The sequence below is a fragment of the Aquimarina litoralis genome (genome assembly GCF_039523995.1).
Taxonomy (GTDB): Bacteria; Bacteroidota; Bacteroidia; order Flavobacteriales; family Flavobacteriaceae; genus Aquimarina; species Aquimarina litoralis.
On the sequence record NZ_BAAAGE010000006.1, the window covers coordinates 15,382 to 34,596 of the forward strand.

Here is a 19,215-nt window from a genome sequence, read left to right on the forward strand (position 1 = left end):
TGATAATTTTATTTAGGTATCCAACTTTTAATTAATTTTAAATTATTCTTGGCTAGTTGGAAGTTCTGATCTAATAAAATAGCGTTTTCGCAATGTTCAATTCCTTTTTCAAACTTTCCAATTTTTCCATAAGCAAAACATAAATTATTATGAGCAAACTTGCTATTGCCTATTTTTAGTGCTTTCAAGTTAATTTCAATGCTTTCTTTGTACTTTTTCGTATTAATTAGTTTAATTCCTGTTTCAATTAAAGCATTCTGTTTTAGCAATTCTTCGGGAGATAGTTTTTTTTCTATCTGCACAACAGCGGAATTATTAATAATTTTTTTTCTGTTTTTAGAAGTGATTACGACAAAAACAATGATTGGAATAATTAAAAAAACAAGAAATTCAAGTGCAATAAATAGTTTTTTATTCTTCTTTTTGATATTCATATGGGAGTTCTAGTCTTTTTTAAATCTTTTAACATTACTAAAATACCCTTTAAAATATAGAAAACCCAGTAAGTGTGGTTAATCTTTCCAGCGCAAACATGCCTAACTCGGAGTTTCCTTTAGGATTTAATCTAGGGCTCCAAGTAGTCACCGCATACTGACCTGGATGAATAGCCGCTATGCCACCACCAACGCCACTTTTACCTGGTAAACCTACTCTAAAACTAAATTCTCCTGCTTCATCATAAAAGCCACAAGTCTGCATGATTGCATTAATTCTTTTTACTTTCCGTTCCGAAATCATTTGTGTGTCATCGAACAAGGTTTTTCCAGAATTAGCGTAGATCATAAAAGCGGTGGCTAATTCTTTACAAGACATCTCAATAGCGCATTGGAAAGTATAAAGATCAAGAACGGCTTCAATCGGATTCTTGATATTTCCGAATGATTTCATAAGATTTAATAAAGCGGCATTTCTATGGCTAAATTTTTTTTCCGACTGGAAGACTTTAGGATTGATGTTAATTTCACTATTATCTGAAATAGTACGGATGAGATTTAAAAATTTTTCTTCCGGATTGTCTAAAGTAGAAATTAGTATATCCGCAATAACCAATGCACCTGCATTTATTAATGGGTTTCTTGGAATTCCATTTTCATATTCTAACTGTACTAAAGAATTGAAAGGGTCTCCCGAAGGCTCTACATCTACGCGTTTAAATAATTCATCATCATTTAATAAAGACATCGCTAGTGTTAATGAAAATACTTTTGAGATACTTTGAATAGAAAAACGTTCCTGTTGATCTCCAAAACCATAGTGGCCAGAATTGATGCAATATAGATGCATACCAAATTTATTAGGGTCAATTTTAGCTAATTCAGGGATATAAGAAGCAACATTTCCGCTAGATTCCTTATAAGAAGCTTCCTTTTCTATGCTATTTAAAATACTTTGATACTCCATACAAATTCTTAGTTTAGGTCAGAAAAAGAACTGTCAAAATCTATTTCATAAGGAGTTTTATTTTGTTCAAAAACTCTAGCAGATAGTTTACCTTTAAGAGTGATTTGATCTCCATTAACTTTTAACCAACTTCCTTCTCTAAGTCCTACTACAGGTTGAGGATTCAAATGATGAAACTCTTTGATTCTGGTTTCTCTGGTTTCTCCTTTGTGTGTTGAGGTCGGATCAGGATCTAAATAATGAGCGTTGATGTTAAAAGGGAGTATTCCTAATGTCTTATAACTTTCAGGATGAACAATAGGCATATCATTTGTAGTTTGCATGGTAAGTCCGCAAATATTACTTCCTGCACTTGTCCCTAAATATGGGATCCCATTATCAATAGCAGTTTTTAGAGGAGACAATACGTCATTTCTGTATAATTGATCAACAAGTAAGAAAGTATTTCCTCCTCCGGTATAAATACCTTGGGTATTTGCAAAAGCTTCATCTACCGATGAAAACATATGTATGCCTAGTACCCTTTTATTGATTTTTTTAAAGATATTATTTACCCCAATGGTATATTCATCATGAGAGATACCTCCAGGACGTGCATAAGGGATAAACAATATTTGATCAGCGTTTTTATAAAGTTCAACTAATGTATCGAATAGATATTCTAAAGGACCGCTACCATGAATGGTAGATGTACTAGCTATAATACAGTTTCTCATGAAATAATTTTTAGTAAAAGTAGTTTAACGTTTTCTTATAAAGAAATCTTCTTAGGATATTGAAAAAATATAGTATCTTGAATACATACAAATTTAACTGCGCCAACAATGAAAAAGAAATTATCCCTACTTTTTATACTCCTAATTGTTAATAGTTCAATAGCACAAATTACTTCAAGAGTGATGATTGATGGACGTATAAGTGCTCCAATTGGAGACGATGTTGAAGGTGTTGTGGTCTATAATCTAACATCCAAAAAAGGAACTATTACCGATAAAGATGGTAATTTTAAAATAAGTGCTGGGATAAATGATAAGTTAGAGGTTATAGCCATGCAGTATCAGAAATTTGTGGTATGGATAAATAAAGGAGTATTAGATAACAGGCGTTTAAATATTTTTTTAAATGAGTCGGTTAATTTATTAGAAGAAGTAATTGTGAAGCCCTATGATTTGTTGGGTAATGTTTCTTTAGATCTTAAGAAGATTGATGTAACCGAAAGTGGAGTAGATGAAGTTGCGCAACTAACTTCGTCAAGAATTAATGATACTGATTTTGATTGGACACCAGATGAATTATCCGAACTAGATAACAAGGTTTTCTTAGAGGATCGAATGATTTATGGATTAAATTTTGTTAATCTTTTTAAAGAAGTCTTTCAGAATAAGGTCAAAAAAGATAGTAAAGTGGCCGATGATATCGATGTTCAGGTGAGAAAAATTTATGATAACGAATTTTTTAAAACCAACTTAGCGCTAGAAATGGATCAAATCAATGATTTTATTTTCTTTGCAGAGGAGAATGGGTTGAATACGAATTACCTCGAAGAAGGAAACGAACTAAATTTGATTGAATTTTTAGTTTCTCAAAGCAAAATGTACAAAAGCAGGAATTGATATTATAACTAGTTCGCAACATTTTTTGGACACTTCAGTCTTTGGATTAGTTGACTAAATTTTAAAAATTATATTCTCGTAAGATTTCAAGTTTGGTCATAAACTAATTCAATATATGATCAAAACGTTACGAGTACTTTTACTTTTCTTACTAATAAATAGTTTTTCTTTTGGGCAAAATACGAGGTTAAAAGGGACAATTGTTGCAGATTCATTACAGGGGTTTGCTATCAATATTGTAAACTATACTAAGAAAATAGGGACCACTAACGATCAAAATGGATTTTTTGAAATACCTGCGTCAGCTCAAGATTCCATTATTTTTTCCTCCGTTCAATATAAAGTAATTTCCGTAGTCATTTCTGAAGATGATTTAAAGAATGAAGCTTTCAAAGTTATATTGTATCCCCTAGTACAAAAGTTGGATCAGGTGAATGTTAGTAACGTGAAACTTTCAGGAGATATTACAAAAGACACAAAAGAGATTCAATTAAAACCACACCTGGATAATCGAATATTAGGATTGCCAGTTAGAAATATAAAACAACCTACCTTAGAGGTACGGAGAATTTATACCGCAAGTTCTGGACCTGTTGACTTATTACTAAACTCTTTAAATGGGAGATTAAAGAAATTAAAAAAGTTAAAAGAATTAGCAGATTTAGAAAGGTTAATCGAAAAAGGAGAAAGAGCATTCGATACAAAATTTTTCACCGATGATTTAGGATTGCCTGACAGTCTTATCTCAGATTTTGTATACTACTGTTCTGAAGATGCATACTTTGAAGATTTATTAGAAAATACCAAAAGATTATCCCTGCTAGAATTTTTTCAAAAGAAAGCTAAGTCATACAAAGAATTTAAAGGGATTGATTAATATTTTCGTATTAAATAATTTTTGGTATAATATTTTATACCAAAATGGTACATTTACCACCGTTAAAGAAGAAAATTTTGAAGAAGCAATTATTTATACTTGTTGTTTTTGTGATAACACTAAGTTCATTTAGTGTATTGCATAAGTTTTATGTAAGCGTTACACAAATCGAATATAAGGAAGAAGAACAATCACTTCAGATAATCACTAGGATTTTTATTGATGATATAGAAGAGGCGTTAAGAAAACGTTATGATGAAAACATAACATTACTTTCCAAAGAGAAAGAAACAAAAGTCGAACAATACCTAAGTACATATTTAAAACAGAAACTAAGAATTACTGTTAATGGAAAAGAAGTTTACTACACGTTTTTGGGTAAAGAGTATGATAATGATTTGGTATTGTGTTATCTGGAGGTAGAGAATGTTTCGTCTTTAGAAACTATAGAGGTATCTAATCTTATTTTAATGGATTTCTTCGAAGAACAACAAAATCTTATCCATGTTAAAAAAGGGAAAAAACGAAAAAGCTTGATCTTAGAAAAAGAAAGAGATAATGGCATGTTAAAGTTTAGTGAATAAATCATTAAACTTTTAAAAAACAATTATTTTGCAGTTTATTACTTAACACAATAACATCTAATGAAAAAATTACTTTTTATCCTCTCGGCTACTTTTTTTGTATCTGGATTTGGATTGTACGCACAGAATCAAGGCAGCTCAGAAGAAACGCGTGAACTTGGGCATACAAATGAAAATAAATTTAAGCAAATGTACGATGAGTTTGCAACACCAAACATGTACAGAACTGCTTCAGGAGCGCCAGGATCTGCTTATTACCAACAACAAGCGGATTACAAAATGGATATCGAGTTGGATGATAAGAATAAAAAACTTACAGGTAAAGAAACCATTACCTATACCAATAACTCACCTGATAATTTAGAGTTTTTATGGGTACAATTGGATCAAAACATGAGATCCAGAAAATCTAAAACTCCATTAATTCAACCTACAGGTGTAGATCGTGCAGATCCACCACAAAGATTTGTTGGAAAATATCTTGGAGAACCTTTTGATGGAGGATTTAATATTACTGCTGTAAAAGATGCTTCAGGGAAACCTCTAGAGCATACTATCAATGGCACTATGATGAGAGTGGAAATGCCTAAAGATTTAGCACCTGGAGGAAAGTTTGTATTTTCTATAGACTGGTGGTACAATATCAATGACCATGTAAACGGAAGAGGTAGATCGGGATATGAGGAGTTTGAGGATGGTAATAGAGCATATGTAATTGCGCAGTTTTATCCAAGAATGGCAGTGTATAATGATGTAGAAGGTTGGCAAAATCATCAGTTTTGGGGTAGAGGAGAATTTGCACTTCCTTTCGGAGATTTTGATGTAAACATTACGGTACCTGCGGACCACATTTTGGATGGTACAGGAGTTTTAGTAAATAGAAAAGAAGTATTTACTAAAGAAATGATGAATCGTTATAACCAAGCAAAGAAATCATATGATAAACCAGTTCTTATTGTAACACAAAAAGAAGCTGAAGCTAAAGAAAAGTCATTCTCTACTAGCAAAAAAACGTGGAAACTTAGTGCAAAGAATGTGAGAGATTTCGGGTTTGCAACATCCAGAAGATTTATATGGGATATGATGGCAGTTAAGATCGGTGGTAAAGATGTGATGGCCGTTTCTATGTATCCAAAAGAAGGAAATCCGCTATGGGAAGATTGGTCTACTAAGGTAGTAGCAAGTACGCTAAAATCTTATAGTAGAATGACTTTTGATTATCCTTATCATAAAGCAATTTCTGTTCATGCTAAGAATCAAGGAATGGAATATCCTATGATTTGTTGGAATTATGGACGACCAGATAAAAAAGGGAAATTTAGTGATCGTACTAAGTATGGAATGATGAGTGTAATCATACACGAGGTAGGACATAACTTTTTCCCAATGATCGTAAATAGTGATGAGCGTCAATGGACTTGGATGGACGAAGGTCTAAATACGTTCGTGCAATACGTAGCTGAACAAGATTTTGGAGAGTGGTATCCTGACGCAATTGCGCCTTTAAAAAGTTATCCTTCTAGAAGAGGTCCTGCAGCTAAGATCGTACCTTACATGAGTGGAGATCAAAGTTTTATTTCACCAATTATGTCACAGTCTAATAATATTTATCAGTTTGGGGCTAATGCGTATGCGAAACCTGCTACAGGTTTAAATATTCTTAGAGAAACAGTTATGGGTAGAGATCTTTTTGATTATTCTTTCAGAACGTACTCTCAAAGATGGATGTTTAAACACCCAACACCAGAAGATTTCTTTAGAACAATGGAAGATGCTTCTGCAGTAGATTTAGATTGGTTTTGGAGAGGTTGGTTCTATACAACGGATTATACTGATATTGGTGTTAAGGATGTGAAAAAGTATGTGGTTTCTAAAGAACCAAACAAAAGAGCTAAAGACTTTGCCGCTGCAAGAGGTGCTAAAATAGAAGATTTCGGACCATTAGTTTTTATGGTTGAAGAAGGAAGTGAAGAATACGAAGCTATTAAAAAGAATGGAAATATAATTGATGACGCAAAAACATTGAAAGAATACTTAATCGATAATTTCTCAGTAGAGGAAAGAGAAGTTCTAAAAGAACCAAAATATTTCTACGAAATTACTTTCGAAAAACCAGGAGGTTTAGTAATGCCGTTAATAGTAGAATATACATATGAAGATGGGAGTTCGGAGACTATTACTTATCCTGCTGAGATATGGAGAAAGAATGATAAATCGGTTAGAAGAGCTATCGCTTCAGAAAAGGCAATATCTAAAATTGTTGTAGATCCAAATCAGGAAACTGCGGATATTGATACCTCCAATAATAGCTGGCCTAAAAATAAAAAACTAGGTAAGTTTGATAAATTTAAAACTAAAGTAAAAGGGCAATAAGTTAAAAAACCTATAAATCGTTTTAGTAAAGCCGTTCGAATCTACGAACGGCTTTTTTGTATTCATTATTGTAGCTATATTTGCAGAGATATGATAGCATTACCTTTATTTATAAGTGGGACAGAAATAGCATTTATAGTGTTTATTCTGGTTATGGTTTTTGGAGCCGATAAGATACCAGAAATAGCTCGTGGTTTAGGTAAAGGAATGCGCATTGTTAAAGATGCTACTAATGATATCAAATCCGAAATAACTAAGAGTGCTGAAAAGCACGGAATAGATACAGAACTTCCTAATTCCATTACATCAGATATTAAAAATGAGATCACTCAAGCAAAGAAGGATATCGAAGATGTAACTGGTTCTATAAAGCGTAAACTTTAGTCTTTTAAGCTATTATTTTATCATTTTACTAAAATTGAACATTCGTTTTTTTGAATTTATCAAAAAAACATAACTTTTTTTATACTTTTTTTACACTGTAGTATTTTTCTGTAAAACCCTTGTAAACATTGGTGGTTAACGATGAATTATAGTCCTATGCAAGCATAGGATCGATATTTTTTTTAAGATTCTTTCAAAAAAAGATATTAATATTTAAACTTTATTTAATAAATTAGTCATGAAATTAACTAAATGATAATTATTTGATGTTTTTAAGAATAACTGATCTTAAATTTCAAATTCGCACAAACTCATTAATCTTATACTAAAATGAAAAATATTATTCCTCTGTTTTTAGGGCTTTTTCTTGTCGTATCTTGTTCTAAAAATGATCCCTCAGAAGTAATTGAAGAAAACCAGAGTTCACAAAAGATTTTGTCGATAGATGAAATCAATTCTTTTATCGAAACTCAGCTTAAACAAAAAGGAGATTTAGATTGGTCAAAAGATGCTTCGGCACATATGTTATATAGCGCAGTAATGCATGGAGGAGAAGTATTGACTATTGGTTATGGTCAAAAAGGAGAAAGTTTTATTGAAGGTACGCAAAGATCTTCAAGGCTAAATGATATTATAGAAGATATTTACAGCACAGTACAAAGTAATGAAGGGGTGACACGTTCTAATTTTCAGGTATTTGAAGATGATAAGCTAAACGTGTTAGATGTTCATATTACTAAATTAGAAACTATTGAAGAGCTTTTAGCAATGGATAACATCCGTTATTTAGAACCTAATGGATATGGTTTTTACTTGCAAGAAGATGTACAACAAAAATCCGCTGGATGTTCACAAAGTGGTCAATCTATTAATAGTGCTGATTATAGTGTTATAGCACCTAATGCTAGAGTACCTTGGAACTACAATATTCATAATATACCACAAGCTTGGAATTATAGTACCGGTGCAGGAATAACAGTAGGATTAATAGATAGTGGCGTATCTGCTAATCAAAACCTACTTGGAAATGGATTTAATGACGGAGCTTCCAATGGGAGAAGTATCCAAAAGATTGGAACATATATAGATTCTATTTGGTGGTGGTCTAATAATATAGATGGCCCAAATGATAAATGTGGGCATGGTACTCAAATGGCTTCAATAATAGCTTCTCCCCGCAACAACGATTTCATGCCTATGGGAGTTGCTTATAATTGTAATTTAATTTCATATAGAGGAACATCTGATGTGGTTCTTGAAGATTATCATGAGCGAAAAGGAGTAAGTAATGCATTAAAGCAATTAGGTAATAATGGTAACGTAAAAATTATATCCATGTCTATAGGATACCCTTGGTCTATTGGAAATGTAAAAGATGCTGTTAAGTACGCTTACGGAAAAGGTAAAATGATTATTGCCGCAGGAGGTACCTCTACTACATTCACCAATTGGTATGGAGTCATTTTTCCAGCAAGTATGAATGAAACTGTAGCGGTAACAGGTTTAAAAGATAATGGATATAACAGATGTAATATCTGTCATGATGGAAGTAAAATTGACTTTACCATTGTTATGCAAAGAGCAAGCAATTCTAATAGGAATGTACCGGTTTTAGGATTTAATAACGGCGATCAGTCTTATGTAGGTGGATCATCTGCAGCTACTGCTGCTACCGCTGGAATTGCAGCATTGGTATGGGCGCGTAATCCAAATATGACCAGAGCACAAGTATTGGATAAATTAAAACGAGCAGGAGAGTTTTATCCGAATAGAAATAGCAAATTTGGATACGGTAATATAGATGCTCTAAAAGCAGTACAATAAATGAATTAGCAATTGTAGTTACTAATACATGTAAAAAGTGGAATCCGTAAAACAGATTCCACTTTTTTTATAATACTCTACTAATAGTTAATCCATCTCTGATAGGCAACAGTACAGTTTCTATTCTTTTGTCTTCTACTAATAATTTATTGTATGTTAATAATGCGTTCGTAGAAAGATCATCTTTTGCAACTTCTTCAATAACTTTTCCACTCCAGAGAACATTATCAGATAAGATAATACCACCCGGATTCATTTTATCAATAATTAGCTCGAAGTATTTAGGATAATTAGGTTTATCTGCATCGATAAAAACTAAGTCGAATTTGATATTCAAAGACGGAATAATTTCGGTAGCATTTCCAATATGCTGATATATTTGATGACCGTAAGGAGAAAGATCGAAGTATTTTCGTTGAAAATCTTCTAATTCTTCATTAATATCTATCGTATGTAAAACACCCTCTTTTTTCATACCTTCTGCTAGGCATAATGCAGAATATCCGGTATATGTTCCGATTTCCAATACATGTTTTGGACTGATTAATTTAGAAAGCATACTTAGTACCCTACCTTGATATGGACCACTAAGCATTCGTGGTTGTAGTATTTTTTGATACGTCTCACGAGTTAATCTTTCTAATAACTCTGGTTCCTTTTCAGTGTGATTTACTACGTATGTATCCAGTGCTTCTGGTATAAAGTGCATATGCTTGTTTTTTGTAATAATAAAAAAATACCTTATCAATACAAAATGATAAGGTATTTCAGAATTATTTGTTTAATATGTTTATCTATTTTCCGCGTAAATAATCTATAAAATTATCATCAAGATATGACGGTATTCTAACCAGAAAGGCAGGTAGTGGAAAATTCACATCTTTATTTACAAAGTATGTAAAACTAATTTTACTGTCACCATCAAAAGGGTCTCCGATTTTACCAATATGTGGTCTAATTTTGGTAAAGTCTCTATCTACAGGTATTTCTATATAGATCTCAATTAATTCACCATTAAATATTATTTCTGTATGAAATGTTTCGAATATTCCGTAAATCGGGAAATCACTAAAAATATTTTCAAGATTTACTTCGCTAATATTATTTTCAACACAGAACCTGATATAATTTAAGACATGTGCTGCTATTTCTGCTTTTGAAGAGTTGTTAAAAGAAATTTTTCCAATTCTGTTTTGATTTTTCTTCAACTTTATGGAATTATCTTCTAGTACACAGTTCCCATATTGATCCTTTACAAACCCTTCTTCACATAGTATTTCTCCACAAGGAATGGTAAGTCCATTTATATAAGGGTGAGGACATTCACCTGAAGTTGATCCAGAACCAGGTCCCCCTCCTCCTATAGCTCCATCTCCAGCGAAAGTAGGTATTTCATCTGATACGCAGGTTACACTTGTACCTGATAATACACATTCATCGCTGACTACTTCACCGCCAACAGTTACTCTGGTGCAATCGTAGTAATAGGTAATTGTACAGTCTAAAGATTTTGCAAATTCTGAGCTTTGTTTTAAATCAACTTGCCCATCCTTATAAATGATATGTCCATTACTGTTACCGTTCCAATCCTCCACAGTTACATAACCAGTAAGAGGGTGCACTTGTTCTGTTGGGATAATTTGAATTAATTTAAGTTGTATATCTCCATTTTCTTTATAAGCTAAAGCATAAGAGTTTGTTAATATTGAATGTAAATTAGTCCCATTATCAGTGTTACTAATGTATTTATTCGATACATTTTTTAAGGGAAAAACTAATCCGTCCTTTTCTGCGATATTTTTAAAAGCCCCTCTATTCCAGTCAATGTTTATAGCAGAACCATTATTTTCTAATCTCTCTCTTTGTTTTTGATCAAAAATATTTTTGACTTCTGAGATAGAAATTTCTTTTTCATTTCCAATATCGCTGTCTTGTTCACATGCAAAGCATAGTGATAAGAATGCAAGTACTAAAATTAGTTTAGTAAGTTTTATTGTTTTAATCATGTTTTATAATTATCTAAATTATATAGACTTGAACATTTATTGACAATCAAGATTTTGTCAGTTTCTCCCATATCCTAGTTTATTGTAGAATCTTTTAAGAATTTTAATGGGAAAAGATTCAAATAGGAATTCGAAAATCTCTTAAGCGTTTTTGGGAGGTAATATTTAAAAACAAGGGCTATTTACTAGTATAACCCTTGTTTATAGTTATTTTTTAAGAAAGCTATCTTTTCTATGCGGGTGCTATAATCCTAGCATTACAAGAAGAAGCAGTACCCACAGAACATCGACGGTCTGCTTTTCTTTCAGCACTTCTAATAGAACTAGCTCTTACTGTAAAAGATTGAGTACCGCATTTACAATCATAGGTGTCTCTCCCTAATCCTAATCCGCCTTTTACCTCTCTTTGTTGTTGTTTATTCAGTTTATTTACTCCACTTAGTTTTAAAATGTTTTGTAACATAATATTCGATTTAATGAATTATAATTTCTCGATCATTTATAGACATTCAAGATTTCTGTCTACTCTTCGCGAATGAGTTTTCATAGAGTAGTTCAGGAAGAAAATTTCTGTTACCCAAAAAAGATTATTTTTTTGAGAATATTTTATAAAGTGTTGATAATAAAAGAAAAGAAAGTAAGATTCCTAGCAGTATATACCAAGTATTTAATGAGGGATACATAGGATCGGGATTTCCGATCAGTACAAGAGAAGACCAATAATAAGGCGAAGCTTCACTGAGAGAATGGTTTTTAAGATATTCTAATTTTGCATTTCGTAAAGCTTCTGATTTAGAAGCACCATTTTTTAGATGAGTGTAAAAATTCGTTATGATTTTTTCCGTTGATTTATCATCAGCTTTCCATAAAGTAGATACTACACTATTAGATCCGGTATTGAAAAATGCACGAGCGATACTCATCACACCTTCTCCTTTTTGCAATTTTCCTTTGGCAGTGTTGCAAGCACTTAAAGTGATCAATTCAGCATTGTTTTTAGTACTGTAAATATCATTTAAGGTAATATTTTTAGTAGTAGTAGCAATCCATGGTACAATGGTGTCATTAGCATTAGCGTGTGTGGAAAGGTGAATAATTTTATATGCTGGTAAAGAATTAATAAGATCTTCTTTAGATGCTGTATGGTTCATTAAGATATCACTATCAAATTTTTTTGCTATGGTTTGTACTTCTTTAGCACTATTGGGAAGTTTTGGTAATTTTTTGTAATTTATTGGTGCCATCCCTAAAAACTCTTTTTGAGGGCTTCTTTCTAACCTCTTATTTTGTTCTAGAAAAGAAATAGAGTACGCATAACTGACTTCATGTTCCTCGATTAAATAATTACCTTCTTTATTCATTAATGTTTCAAAAGGGAAGCTTAATAAACTATCATCAGGAATAATAATAATTTTACTTTTTGATTCATGAAAGATGGTATCAGGAAGAAGTTTCTTATACAATTCTCTGGCTAGCTTCTGAAATTCTTGTTTATCTGCTTTAGAAGTAAAAGGAGTTGAAGATAGTTTATGAAAACTAGCAATATAGTTTTGTAGTAAGGGAATATCATGAATTTCATAAAGTTCTTGTGTATCTTCTGAAATTACTAGTATATATCCTAATTCATCATTCAGAATATAATGAACAAAGGAGGTATTAGTCCTAGAGGCTTGGTCTACTGTTTTATCGAATGATAGGATCGAAGCTTCTTCTTTACTATAATAATATTTGGGGAATCTATCTTGGAGCGAATCAATAAATGATGTATACCGATTTTTAATTTCAAAAAGTTCTAGTGAACGATCTTTATCGCTATAGGTTTCAGACAATGATTTATTCTTGATTAGTGCTATTTTTCGTTTAAAACTTCGTTCTTTTTTGATAACACTATCAGGAATATTAAAGAATATTTTAGAACGTTCTTTAGTAAGATCTTCTAATAACAATAGCGCTTTATTTTTTTCTAAATAATGATATGCTAATTCTGGATTATTTTGCAGGTAACAAACTTTAACCAAATTAATGTAGATGTCTGATGCCAATCCCCTCCAGAATAATTTCGATTCTTGATGCATGCTCTCCAGTTTTATTTGATCTATTAATTCATCTGCCTGTTTTAGCAGAAATAAAGCATCATCTAATAGTTCAACAGAATTTTCCGACTCATATTTTTTAATTTGAACAACAGCAAGATTTTTAATGAGCTCTAGACCTAAATTTTTATCACTTAACTTAATAGTGCTTTTCTGAGAAGTATCTATTTTTTTATTGTCAATTTTGATTTTATCTAATGAGCTATTTAATGAATTATAAGCAAGGTCGTACTTTTCTTGATCCATATATGAAAGGCCTAAACTATATAATACAGCTGCGCTTAGTGCTTGGTCTTTATGATGATAACTGAGGGATTTCTTAAAATAAAATAAGGCAGAATCATTGTCAACATATCTGTATACATGACCAATATTATTGTTTATGAGACATATTTCTCTATTATTACCTATCTTTTTTGCAATAGAAAGTGCTTTTTTATAATACGGTAAACTGGCACAAGGATCAAAAAGAGTTTCGTAGTTATATAAATTTCCTAATCGTTCATTTATGAGATATTCATCAAATATATTGTAGTCGATTTTATCTTTTATACGATCTAATGCTTTTAAGGTTTCTATGCCTTTAACGATACTTTCATCATCGAGTATATCAAGGTAATTAGTAGATAATTGTATTGAAGTATCAAATAACTTACGATGTTGTTTTTCTTTTCTAAATTCCTCGATTGCTTTTAGAAAATAATTAGTTGCTATATGAAAATTAGCATCGCTATTGTGATTATTGGCAATTCTTGAATAAATTTCACCTACATCTGTTTTTGGGTTTTTATTTTTTAAAACTTCAAGATAAACTTCATTCGAATCTATATAATTATCAATTAGCGAATAAAACCTAGCTAAAAGGTTAAGATTATATAAGTAAAATTGATCATTATGAGGAGTTAATTTTTTATAGAATTTAACCGCTTTTTCAGATTGTGAGCTACCCAAATCGTAGTATTCGTTTCGGTATAACCAAATTGAAAAAGCAGTTAAATCAAGACCATATTGTATGGAATCTTTGTTTTTTAAATGGTCATTTAATAAAGTTTCTATTTGATTTATTTTTTCTTTATTCGTGGCATTTTGAGCACTACGAATTTTAACAAAGAAAGTTGAAGGTTGCTGTGAAAATAAGTGTGCGTAACAAAAAAATAAAAATAGACTAAAACATCTTTTAAAAATGGTGATTTCAGCCATATTTGGATAAAACATTTATTAAGAACTCATTTTATTACTGATTATTAAAAGGATCTTCTATAGGATCTGGATCTTTTGGTGGAGTAGTAGGGCAACCACCTCTAGGGCATCCACGAGATTCATAAGACCCATATTCGTCGCTATTAGGATTTTGATTGTTATAAGCTTCAAATAATAAACAATCAACAACCCATATTTCAGCACCTGTTGCTGGATCTATGGTATATGAATGGAAAAAATTGTATGAATTTCTAATTGCATCTTTTTGAGCAGGAGTTAAATTAGAGTTGTGAAATGTATATTCAATCAAACATCCTAGAACTTGATCTTCATCACCACTAAGGGCATTTTTTCCGTTGATTTCTTGATGGAATTTCAGTTCTTCTTCTAAAACTTCTTGTTCGTCAATGGAACAGCTTTGAAAGATACTTAGTAAAAGTGAGACTAAAATAAAGCTTGTGATTTTTTTCATGATGATAATTTGTTTAAAAATATTAATATTAATTATAAAAACTATGATGAACTTAGTTTTCATTCAGATAGTTCTAGATCCGACATTTTGTTACCCATTTTGTGGTAATAGTTTTTATAAACTTTAATTATTCTTAAAACACTTGTCTTGATAAACCTGTTTGTTGTAAAATTGCCAATATTGACAGATCTCTTATTTTTCTCACAAAGTATAGGGTTATTTTATATTGGTACTGTAACTTTGGTTTTATAATTCAGTTCTATATTTAGAACAATATTAATTAATAGCATAAAAGATATTTTTGTTATCTAATTATTAATACTATCCGATACTAATAATGCCAGAAAATGAATACTTTATGAAAGGAATTTTAGACTCAAATGAGAGAGTTGTTGCAGAGATATATTCTTCTTTTTTTCCTAAAGTATTGGGTTTTGTATTAAATAATAAAGGACAGATAGCGGATGCAGAAGATATTTTTCAAAAGGTTTTAATGCAAATTTCAATCAGAATACGCTGTCGAGAGTTGCAAACAATTAACTCTACATTTGAAGCTTATTTGTTTACAGCATGTAAAAATTTATGGAGAAGAGAATTAAATTTAAGAAAACGGGTAACAAATCGTAATATCAAGGAACAAGTAAGTGAAGAAACCGATATGGCATATGCTTTATTGGAACAAGAAAGATGGGAGCTTTTTAAAGAAAAGTTAGAACAATTATCTGATAATTGTAGACAAGTACTAGCTTTATTTTTAAGCAAAGTGTCCTATGGAGAAATAGTTGAAAAATTATCATATGCTTCTGAAACTGTTGCTAGACAACGTGTTTTTAAATGTAAAGCAAAGCTTATTAAAATTATAAAATCAGATGAACGATTTAAAAATCTGATACCATAATGGACGATAATCAAGAAAAATATCACGATCAAATCGATGGATATCTTAGAGATGAACTTTCTGACAAGGAAAAAACACTCTTTGAACAATCATTACAAGAAGATCCAGATTTACTGGCTGAGTTTACAATACACGAAGAATTATTTGCTCAAATGGACGAATCTTCATGGGGAGTAAATATAAATTCTCTAGATAAGGATGAAGTAAAAGAGGTAGCTTCTTATTTTAGAAGTGAAGAAGTAATAAAATTAAAAGATACCATAGAAAAAGTAAAAGCTAATTATCATAGGGATAATGAAACTTTCTTGGTAAAGAATAAATGGATTATTCCGATTTTGATTGCTGCTTCGATATCCTTATTTATAATTTTATATTCGATTAATTTCTCAGAATCTCCGCAAGAATTGTATGCTAAATATAGTACATGGCAAGATTTGCCATCTCTTACTAGTAGAAGTGATGAAGATCTTTTAGCAAAAGGGCAGGAGCTTTTTGAAGAAAAGAACTATAAAGAGAGTTTTCTTCTATTTAATCATTACCTTAAGAACTCGGATACAATAATACCATCTGTATATTTGTATGCGGGAGTATCTTCATTAGAACTTGATAAATATGAAGAAGCTATTTTTTATTTTGATCAATTGATAAATTCGAACGCTGTAGATCAATCAAAAGGATATTGGTATAAAGCATTAAGTTTTTTAAAACAAGGTAAAAAAGAAGCTGCAATAAAAACTTTAAATAATATTCTAGAGAATAAGGACAATTATAATTTTAAGGAAGCAAAAAATGTTTTAAAAAAATTGCAGTAGAATAATGAATCTACTGCAATTGTTGATATTATACATTTTACATTTTGCATGATGAATGTATAGTAACTATTCTAGCATGGAGTACAGAACCAATCTGGTCCTGGAAAAATAATTTGACCACATTCTCCTGGTCCGCAAGGGGGACAATGTCCTCCATTTACATTTTTTTGTACGTTTTTACTAAGTTCTTGTACGCCATCTAATTTTTTTAATTCTTTCATAAGGATAATAAATTTGAAATAATTATGTTCCCAAACATTTAAAGACACTCAGGTTATATGTCTATAATAGGGTATAGTAAGATAGGCAGTATTAAATATGTTTTAATATAATAATAAGTGATAATTTCCCCAACAACTTTAACAAGGTTTTAAAAGATTATTTAATTTCAGTTCTAATATGTATTTTTGGAATAAAACTCAAGAATGCAATTCGAAAATAGCAGAGAATTTGCTAAGAAATTGGATCAGAAAGATCCTTTGAAATCATATAGAGACCGTTTCCTTTTTCCAAAAGTTAATAATAAACAAGTAATTTATTTTACTGGGAATTCATTAGGGCTTCAACCTAGAAATACAAAGAAGTATGTGGATGAAGTGATGAAAGATTGGGCAGAACTAGCAGTAGAAGGTCATTTTTATGCAGATAAACCTTGGTGGGATTATCATGAAAGAATGGCAAAACCATTAAGTAAGATTGTAGGAGCTAAACCCTCGGAAATTACAGTAATGAATACCTTAACGGTGAATCTGCATTTACTTATGATTTCGTTTTATCGCCCACAAGGAAAACGATACAAAATTATATGTGAAGAAAAAGCTTTTCCGAGTGATCAATATATGCTTCAAAGTCAAGTACGATTTCATGGATATGATCCAAATGAAGCCATTGTGGAAATAAAAAAGCGTCCAGGAGAGCATAATTTTAGAACAGAAGACATTCTTAATACTATCGAGTCCGTAGGAGAGGAGTGTGCTCTAATTCTTATGGGTGGTGTCAATTATTATACAGGACAAGTTTTTGATATGAAAACCATTACAAAAGCAGGGCATGATATTGGAGCTTTTGTAGGTTGGGATCTAGCACACGGTGCCGGAAATATTGAGTTGCAGCTTCATGATTGGGATGTTGATTTTGCCTCTTGGTGTAGTTATAAATATATGAATAGTGGTCCGGGAAATGCTTCAGGATGTTTTGTGCATGAAAGGTTTCATGACCAAAAAGATATTCCTCGTTTTGAAGGTTGGTGGGGAACAAAAAAAGAGTCTAGGTTTTTAATGAAACCTGAGTTCGAACCAATGTCTAATGCAGATGCCTGGCAGTTGAGTAATGCTCCGATCTTGTCATTGGCTCCTTATCTTGCTTCTTTAGAACTATTTGATGAAGTAGGTATGGAAGTTTTAATAGAAAAGAGAAACCTAATTGTAGCGTATTTAGAATTTGTGTTGAATTCCATCGATGCAGAAGTAGAAAGTACTTTTGAAGTTATAACCCCATCAAAGCAGGACGAAAGAGGGACACAACTTTCTGTTTTTCTTCATGGAGAAGGGCGAAAATTATTCGACTTTTTAATGAAAAATGGGGTAATCGTAGATTGGAGAGAGCCTAATGTGATAAGATTAGCTCCTGCACCATTTTATTGTTCTTATGAGGATATGTATGAATTTGGGCAGATTCTTAAACAAGGAATTTTAAATAAAGATTCAAACTAGTTATTTTCTAAATGATTTATGTAATCTGAAGGAGAAGTATCGGTGTATTTTTTGAATTGTTTACAAAAATATGATGGGTCGTTAAAACCACATTGATATGCTACTTCAGAAATTGAAATAGTTTTGTTTTCAAAGTATTCCTGAGCCTTTTTGATTCTAAACTCATTTAAAAAGCTAATAAAACTTTTATTCGTAGCTGCTTTAAACATTCGACAAAACGAATTGGTGGTTAATCCTAATTCTTTGGCAATTGCTTTTGATTGTATTTTTTGCGAATAGTTCTTATTTATATATTCAAAAACTTTTGAAATTCTTGGTAATGAGGTTTTGTCAATTTCCAAAAGATGGGCAGATTTGATGACCGGAGTATTATCTTTTGAAACAGAAAGCTGATATAAGATATTTATAAAATTGAGTAGTTTCTCGGTATCGTTTTGAGTTGCTAGTTTTAGAAATGAATTGGATAGCTTATTCTTAGTCTCTTTAGAAAAAATACATCCTTTAAATGTTTTTTGAATAAACTGCTGTATACTCGAAAATTCAGGAAATGCTTTTAGTTTCTCTTGAATGAAATTTTGATTAAATTGAATTACAACTTCTACATTATCCTCTAGATCTTTATTTCCAAAAGGCATATGTGGAATATTTGGACCAAGAAAAATTAAGAGTCCATCCTTATAGTTTTTGATATTGGATCCTACTTGGATAATGCCATTTCCATTTTTAATAAAAACTATTTCATACTCAGGATGTAAATGCCAGTTTATTTCATTACAGAGAGCATCTTTATTATAGCTTTCTATTTTTAACGATTTGGATTGTTCGACATAAATTTGCTCGTAAGATAATTTCATAAAACAAAATTACCATAAAAGGCTATATATGAAGCTATGAAAGAATAAATTGTTTTAGTATTGGAATATATTGTATTATTTATACCTAATATTTTGTTAGTAATTTTGAGAA

Annotated in this window: 19 protein-coding genes; 9 read left to right on the forward strand and 10 right to left on the reverse strand. The window is 31.2% G+C overall.

Annotation, left to right across the window (positions count from 1 at the left end; genetic code table 11):
- Positions 1-8 precede the first annotated feature (8 nt).
- From ABD077_RS22205 to pepE, 3 genes are read right to left on the reverse strand one after another with little or no spacing between them, the layout of a single operon-like run.
- Entirely contained in the window at positions 9-434 is a 426-nt protein-coding gene (locus tag ABD077_RS22205; protein ID WP_343914404.1) for a tetratricopeptide repeat protein, read from the reverse strand.
- 49 nt (positions 435-483) lie between these two features.
- The gene (locus ABD077_RS22210) at positions 484-1,401 is read right to left on the reverse strand and encodes a glutaminase (RefSeq protein ID WP_343914405.1); all 918 of its coding nucleotides are present in this window, start codon (positions 1,399-1,401) and stop codon (positions 484-486) included.
- 8 nt (positions 1,402-1,409) lie between these two features.
- Positions 1,410-2,117: a dipeptidase PepE gene (gene pepE, locus ABD077_RS22215; RefSeq protein ID WP_343914406.1), complete on the reverse strand. Its 708-nt coding sequence runs from the start codon at positions 2,115-2,117 to the stop codon at positions 1,410-1,412.
- A gap of 108 nt (positions 2,118-2,225) precedes the next feature.
- Here pepE and ABD077_RS22220 point away from each other — a divergent pair, with 108 nt between their 5' ends.
- The 6 genes from ABD077_RS22220 (at position 2,226) to ABD077_RS22245 (ending at position 9,056) form a co-directional block, all read left to right on the forward strand.
- The gene (locus ABD077_RS22220; RefSeq protein ID WP_343914407.1) at positions 2,226-3,014 is read left to right on the forward strand and encodes a carboxypeptidase-like regulatory domain-containing protein; all 789 of its coding nucleotides are present in this window, start codon (positions 2,226-2,228) and stop codon (positions 3,012-3,014) included.
- 115 nt (positions 3,015-3,129) lie between these two features.
- Entirely contained in the window at positions 3,130-3,891 is a 762-nt protein-coding gene (locus tag ABD077_RS22225) for a peptidase associated/transthyretin-like domain-containing protein (protein ID WP_343914408.1), read from the forward strand.
- Between the two features lie 77 nt (positions 3,892-3,968).
- Positions 3,969-4,475 (forward strand): DUF6702 family protein, encoded by a 507-nt coding sequence (locus tag ABD077_RS22230; protein ID WP_343914409.1) that lies wholly within the window; start codon positions 3,969-3,971, stop codon positions 4,473-4,475.
- Positions 4,476-4,535: 60 nt separating this feature from the next.
- Positions 4,536-6,848 carry a M1 family metallopeptidase gene (locus ABD077_RS22235; protein WP_343914410.1) on the forward strand — a complete coding sequence of 771 codons (2,313 nt, stop codon included), beginning with the start codon at positions 4,536-4,538 and terminating at the stop codon, positions 6,846-6,848.
- Positions 6,849-6,938: 90 nt separating this feature from the next.
- Complete coding sequence (locus ABD077_RS22240) at positions 6,939-7,232, forward strand: Sec-independent protein translocase subunit TatA/TatB (protein ID WP_299610288.1); 294 nt, start codon at positions 6,939-6,941, stop codon at positions 7,230-7,232.
- A 330-nt stretch (positions 7,233-7,562) separates the two neighbouring features.
- Positions 7,563-9,056 (forward strand): S8 family peptidase, encoded by a 1,494-nt coding sequence (locus ABD077_RS22245; RefSeq protein WP_343914411.1) that lies wholly within the window; start codon positions 7,563-7,565, stop codon positions 9,054-9,056.
- A 67-nt stretch (positions 9,057-9,123) separates the two neighbouring features.
- On the opposite strand, the gene ABD077_RS22250 is transcribed toward ABD077_RS22245, so the two are convergent.
- The 5 genes from ABD077_RS22250 to ABD077_RS22270 form a co-directional block, all read right to left on the reverse strand.
- Positions 9,124-9,765 carry an O-methyltransferase gene (locus ABD077_RS22250; protein WP_343914412.1) on the reverse strand — a complete coding sequence of 214 codons (642 nt, stop codon included), beginning with the start codon at positions 9,763-9,765 and terminating at the stop codon, positions 9,124-9,126.
- Positions 9,766-9,850: 85 nt separating this feature from the next.
- Positions 9,851-11,062, reverse strand: a complete 1,212-nt coding sequence (locus ABD077_RS22255) for a hypothetical protein (protein ID WP_343914413.1) — start codon at positions 11,060-11,062, stop codon at positions 9,851-9,853.
- A 232-nt stretch (positions 11,063-11,294) separates the two neighbouring features.
- Entirely contained in the window at positions 11,295-11,525 is a 231-nt protein-coding gene (locus ABD077_RS22260) for a hypothetical protein (protein WP_343914414.1), read from the reverse strand.
- Between the two features lie 124 nt (positions 11,526-11,649).
- On the reverse strand, positions 11,650-14,355 hold the full coding sequence (locus ABD077_RS22265; RefSeq protein WP_343914415.1) for a CHAT domain-containing protein: 2,706 nt from the start codon (positions 14,353-14,355) through the stop codon (positions 11,650-11,652).
- A gap of 34 nt (positions 14,356-14,389) precedes the next feature.
- The gene (locus ABD077_RS22270; RefSeq protein ID WP_343914416.1) at positions 14,390-14,827 is read right to left on the reverse strand and encodes a hypothetical protein; all 438 of its coding nucleotides are present in this window, start codon (positions 14,825-14,827) and stop codon (positions 14,390-14,392) included.
- A gap of 358 nt (positions 14,828-15,185) precedes the next feature.
- Between ABD077_RS22270 and ABD077_RS22275 the strand changes: the two genes are divergently transcribed.
- Entirely contained in the window at positions 15,186-15,725 is a 540-nt protein-coding gene (locus ABD077_RS22275) for an RNA polymerase sigma factor (protein ID WP_343914417.1), read from the forward strand.
- Positions 15,725-16,537, forward strand: a complete 813-nt coding sequence (locus ABD077_RS22280) for a tetratricopeptide repeat protein (RefSeq protein WP_343914418.1) — start codon at positions 15,725-15,727, stop codon at positions 16,535-16,537. Before ABD077_RS22275 ends, ABD077_RS22280 begins: the two co-directional genes overlap by 1 nt.
- A 71-nt stretch (positions 16,538-16,608) precedes the next feature.
- Here ABD077_RS22280 and ABD077_RS22285 read toward each other — a convergent pair whose 3' ends face one another.
- On the reverse strand, positions 16,609-16,758 hold the full coding sequence (locus ABD077_RS22285; protein WP_343914419.1) for a hypothetical protein: 150 nt from the start codon (positions 16,756-16,758) through the stop codon (positions 16,609-16,611).
- Between the two features lie 204 nt (positions 16,759-16,962).
- On the opposite strand from ABD077_RS22285, the gene kynU reads away from it, so the two are divergent.
- A complete protein-coding gene (kynU, locus tag ABD077_RS22290) occupies positions 16,963-18,249 on the forward strand; it encodes a kynureninase (RefSeq protein ID WP_343914420.1) in 1,287 nt (428 codons plus the stop codon).
- On the opposite strand, the gene ABD077_RS22295 is transcribed toward kynU, so the two are convergent.
- The gene (locus tag ABD077_RS22295) at positions 18,246-19,103 is read right to left on the reverse strand and encodes an AraC family transcriptional regulator (protein WP_343914421.1); all 858 of its coding nucleotides are present in this window, start codon (positions 19,101-19,103) and stop codon (positions 18,246-18,248) included. The genes kynU and ABD077_RS22295 overlap by 4 nt on opposite strands.
- Positions 19,104-19,215: the final 112 nt, after the last annotated feature.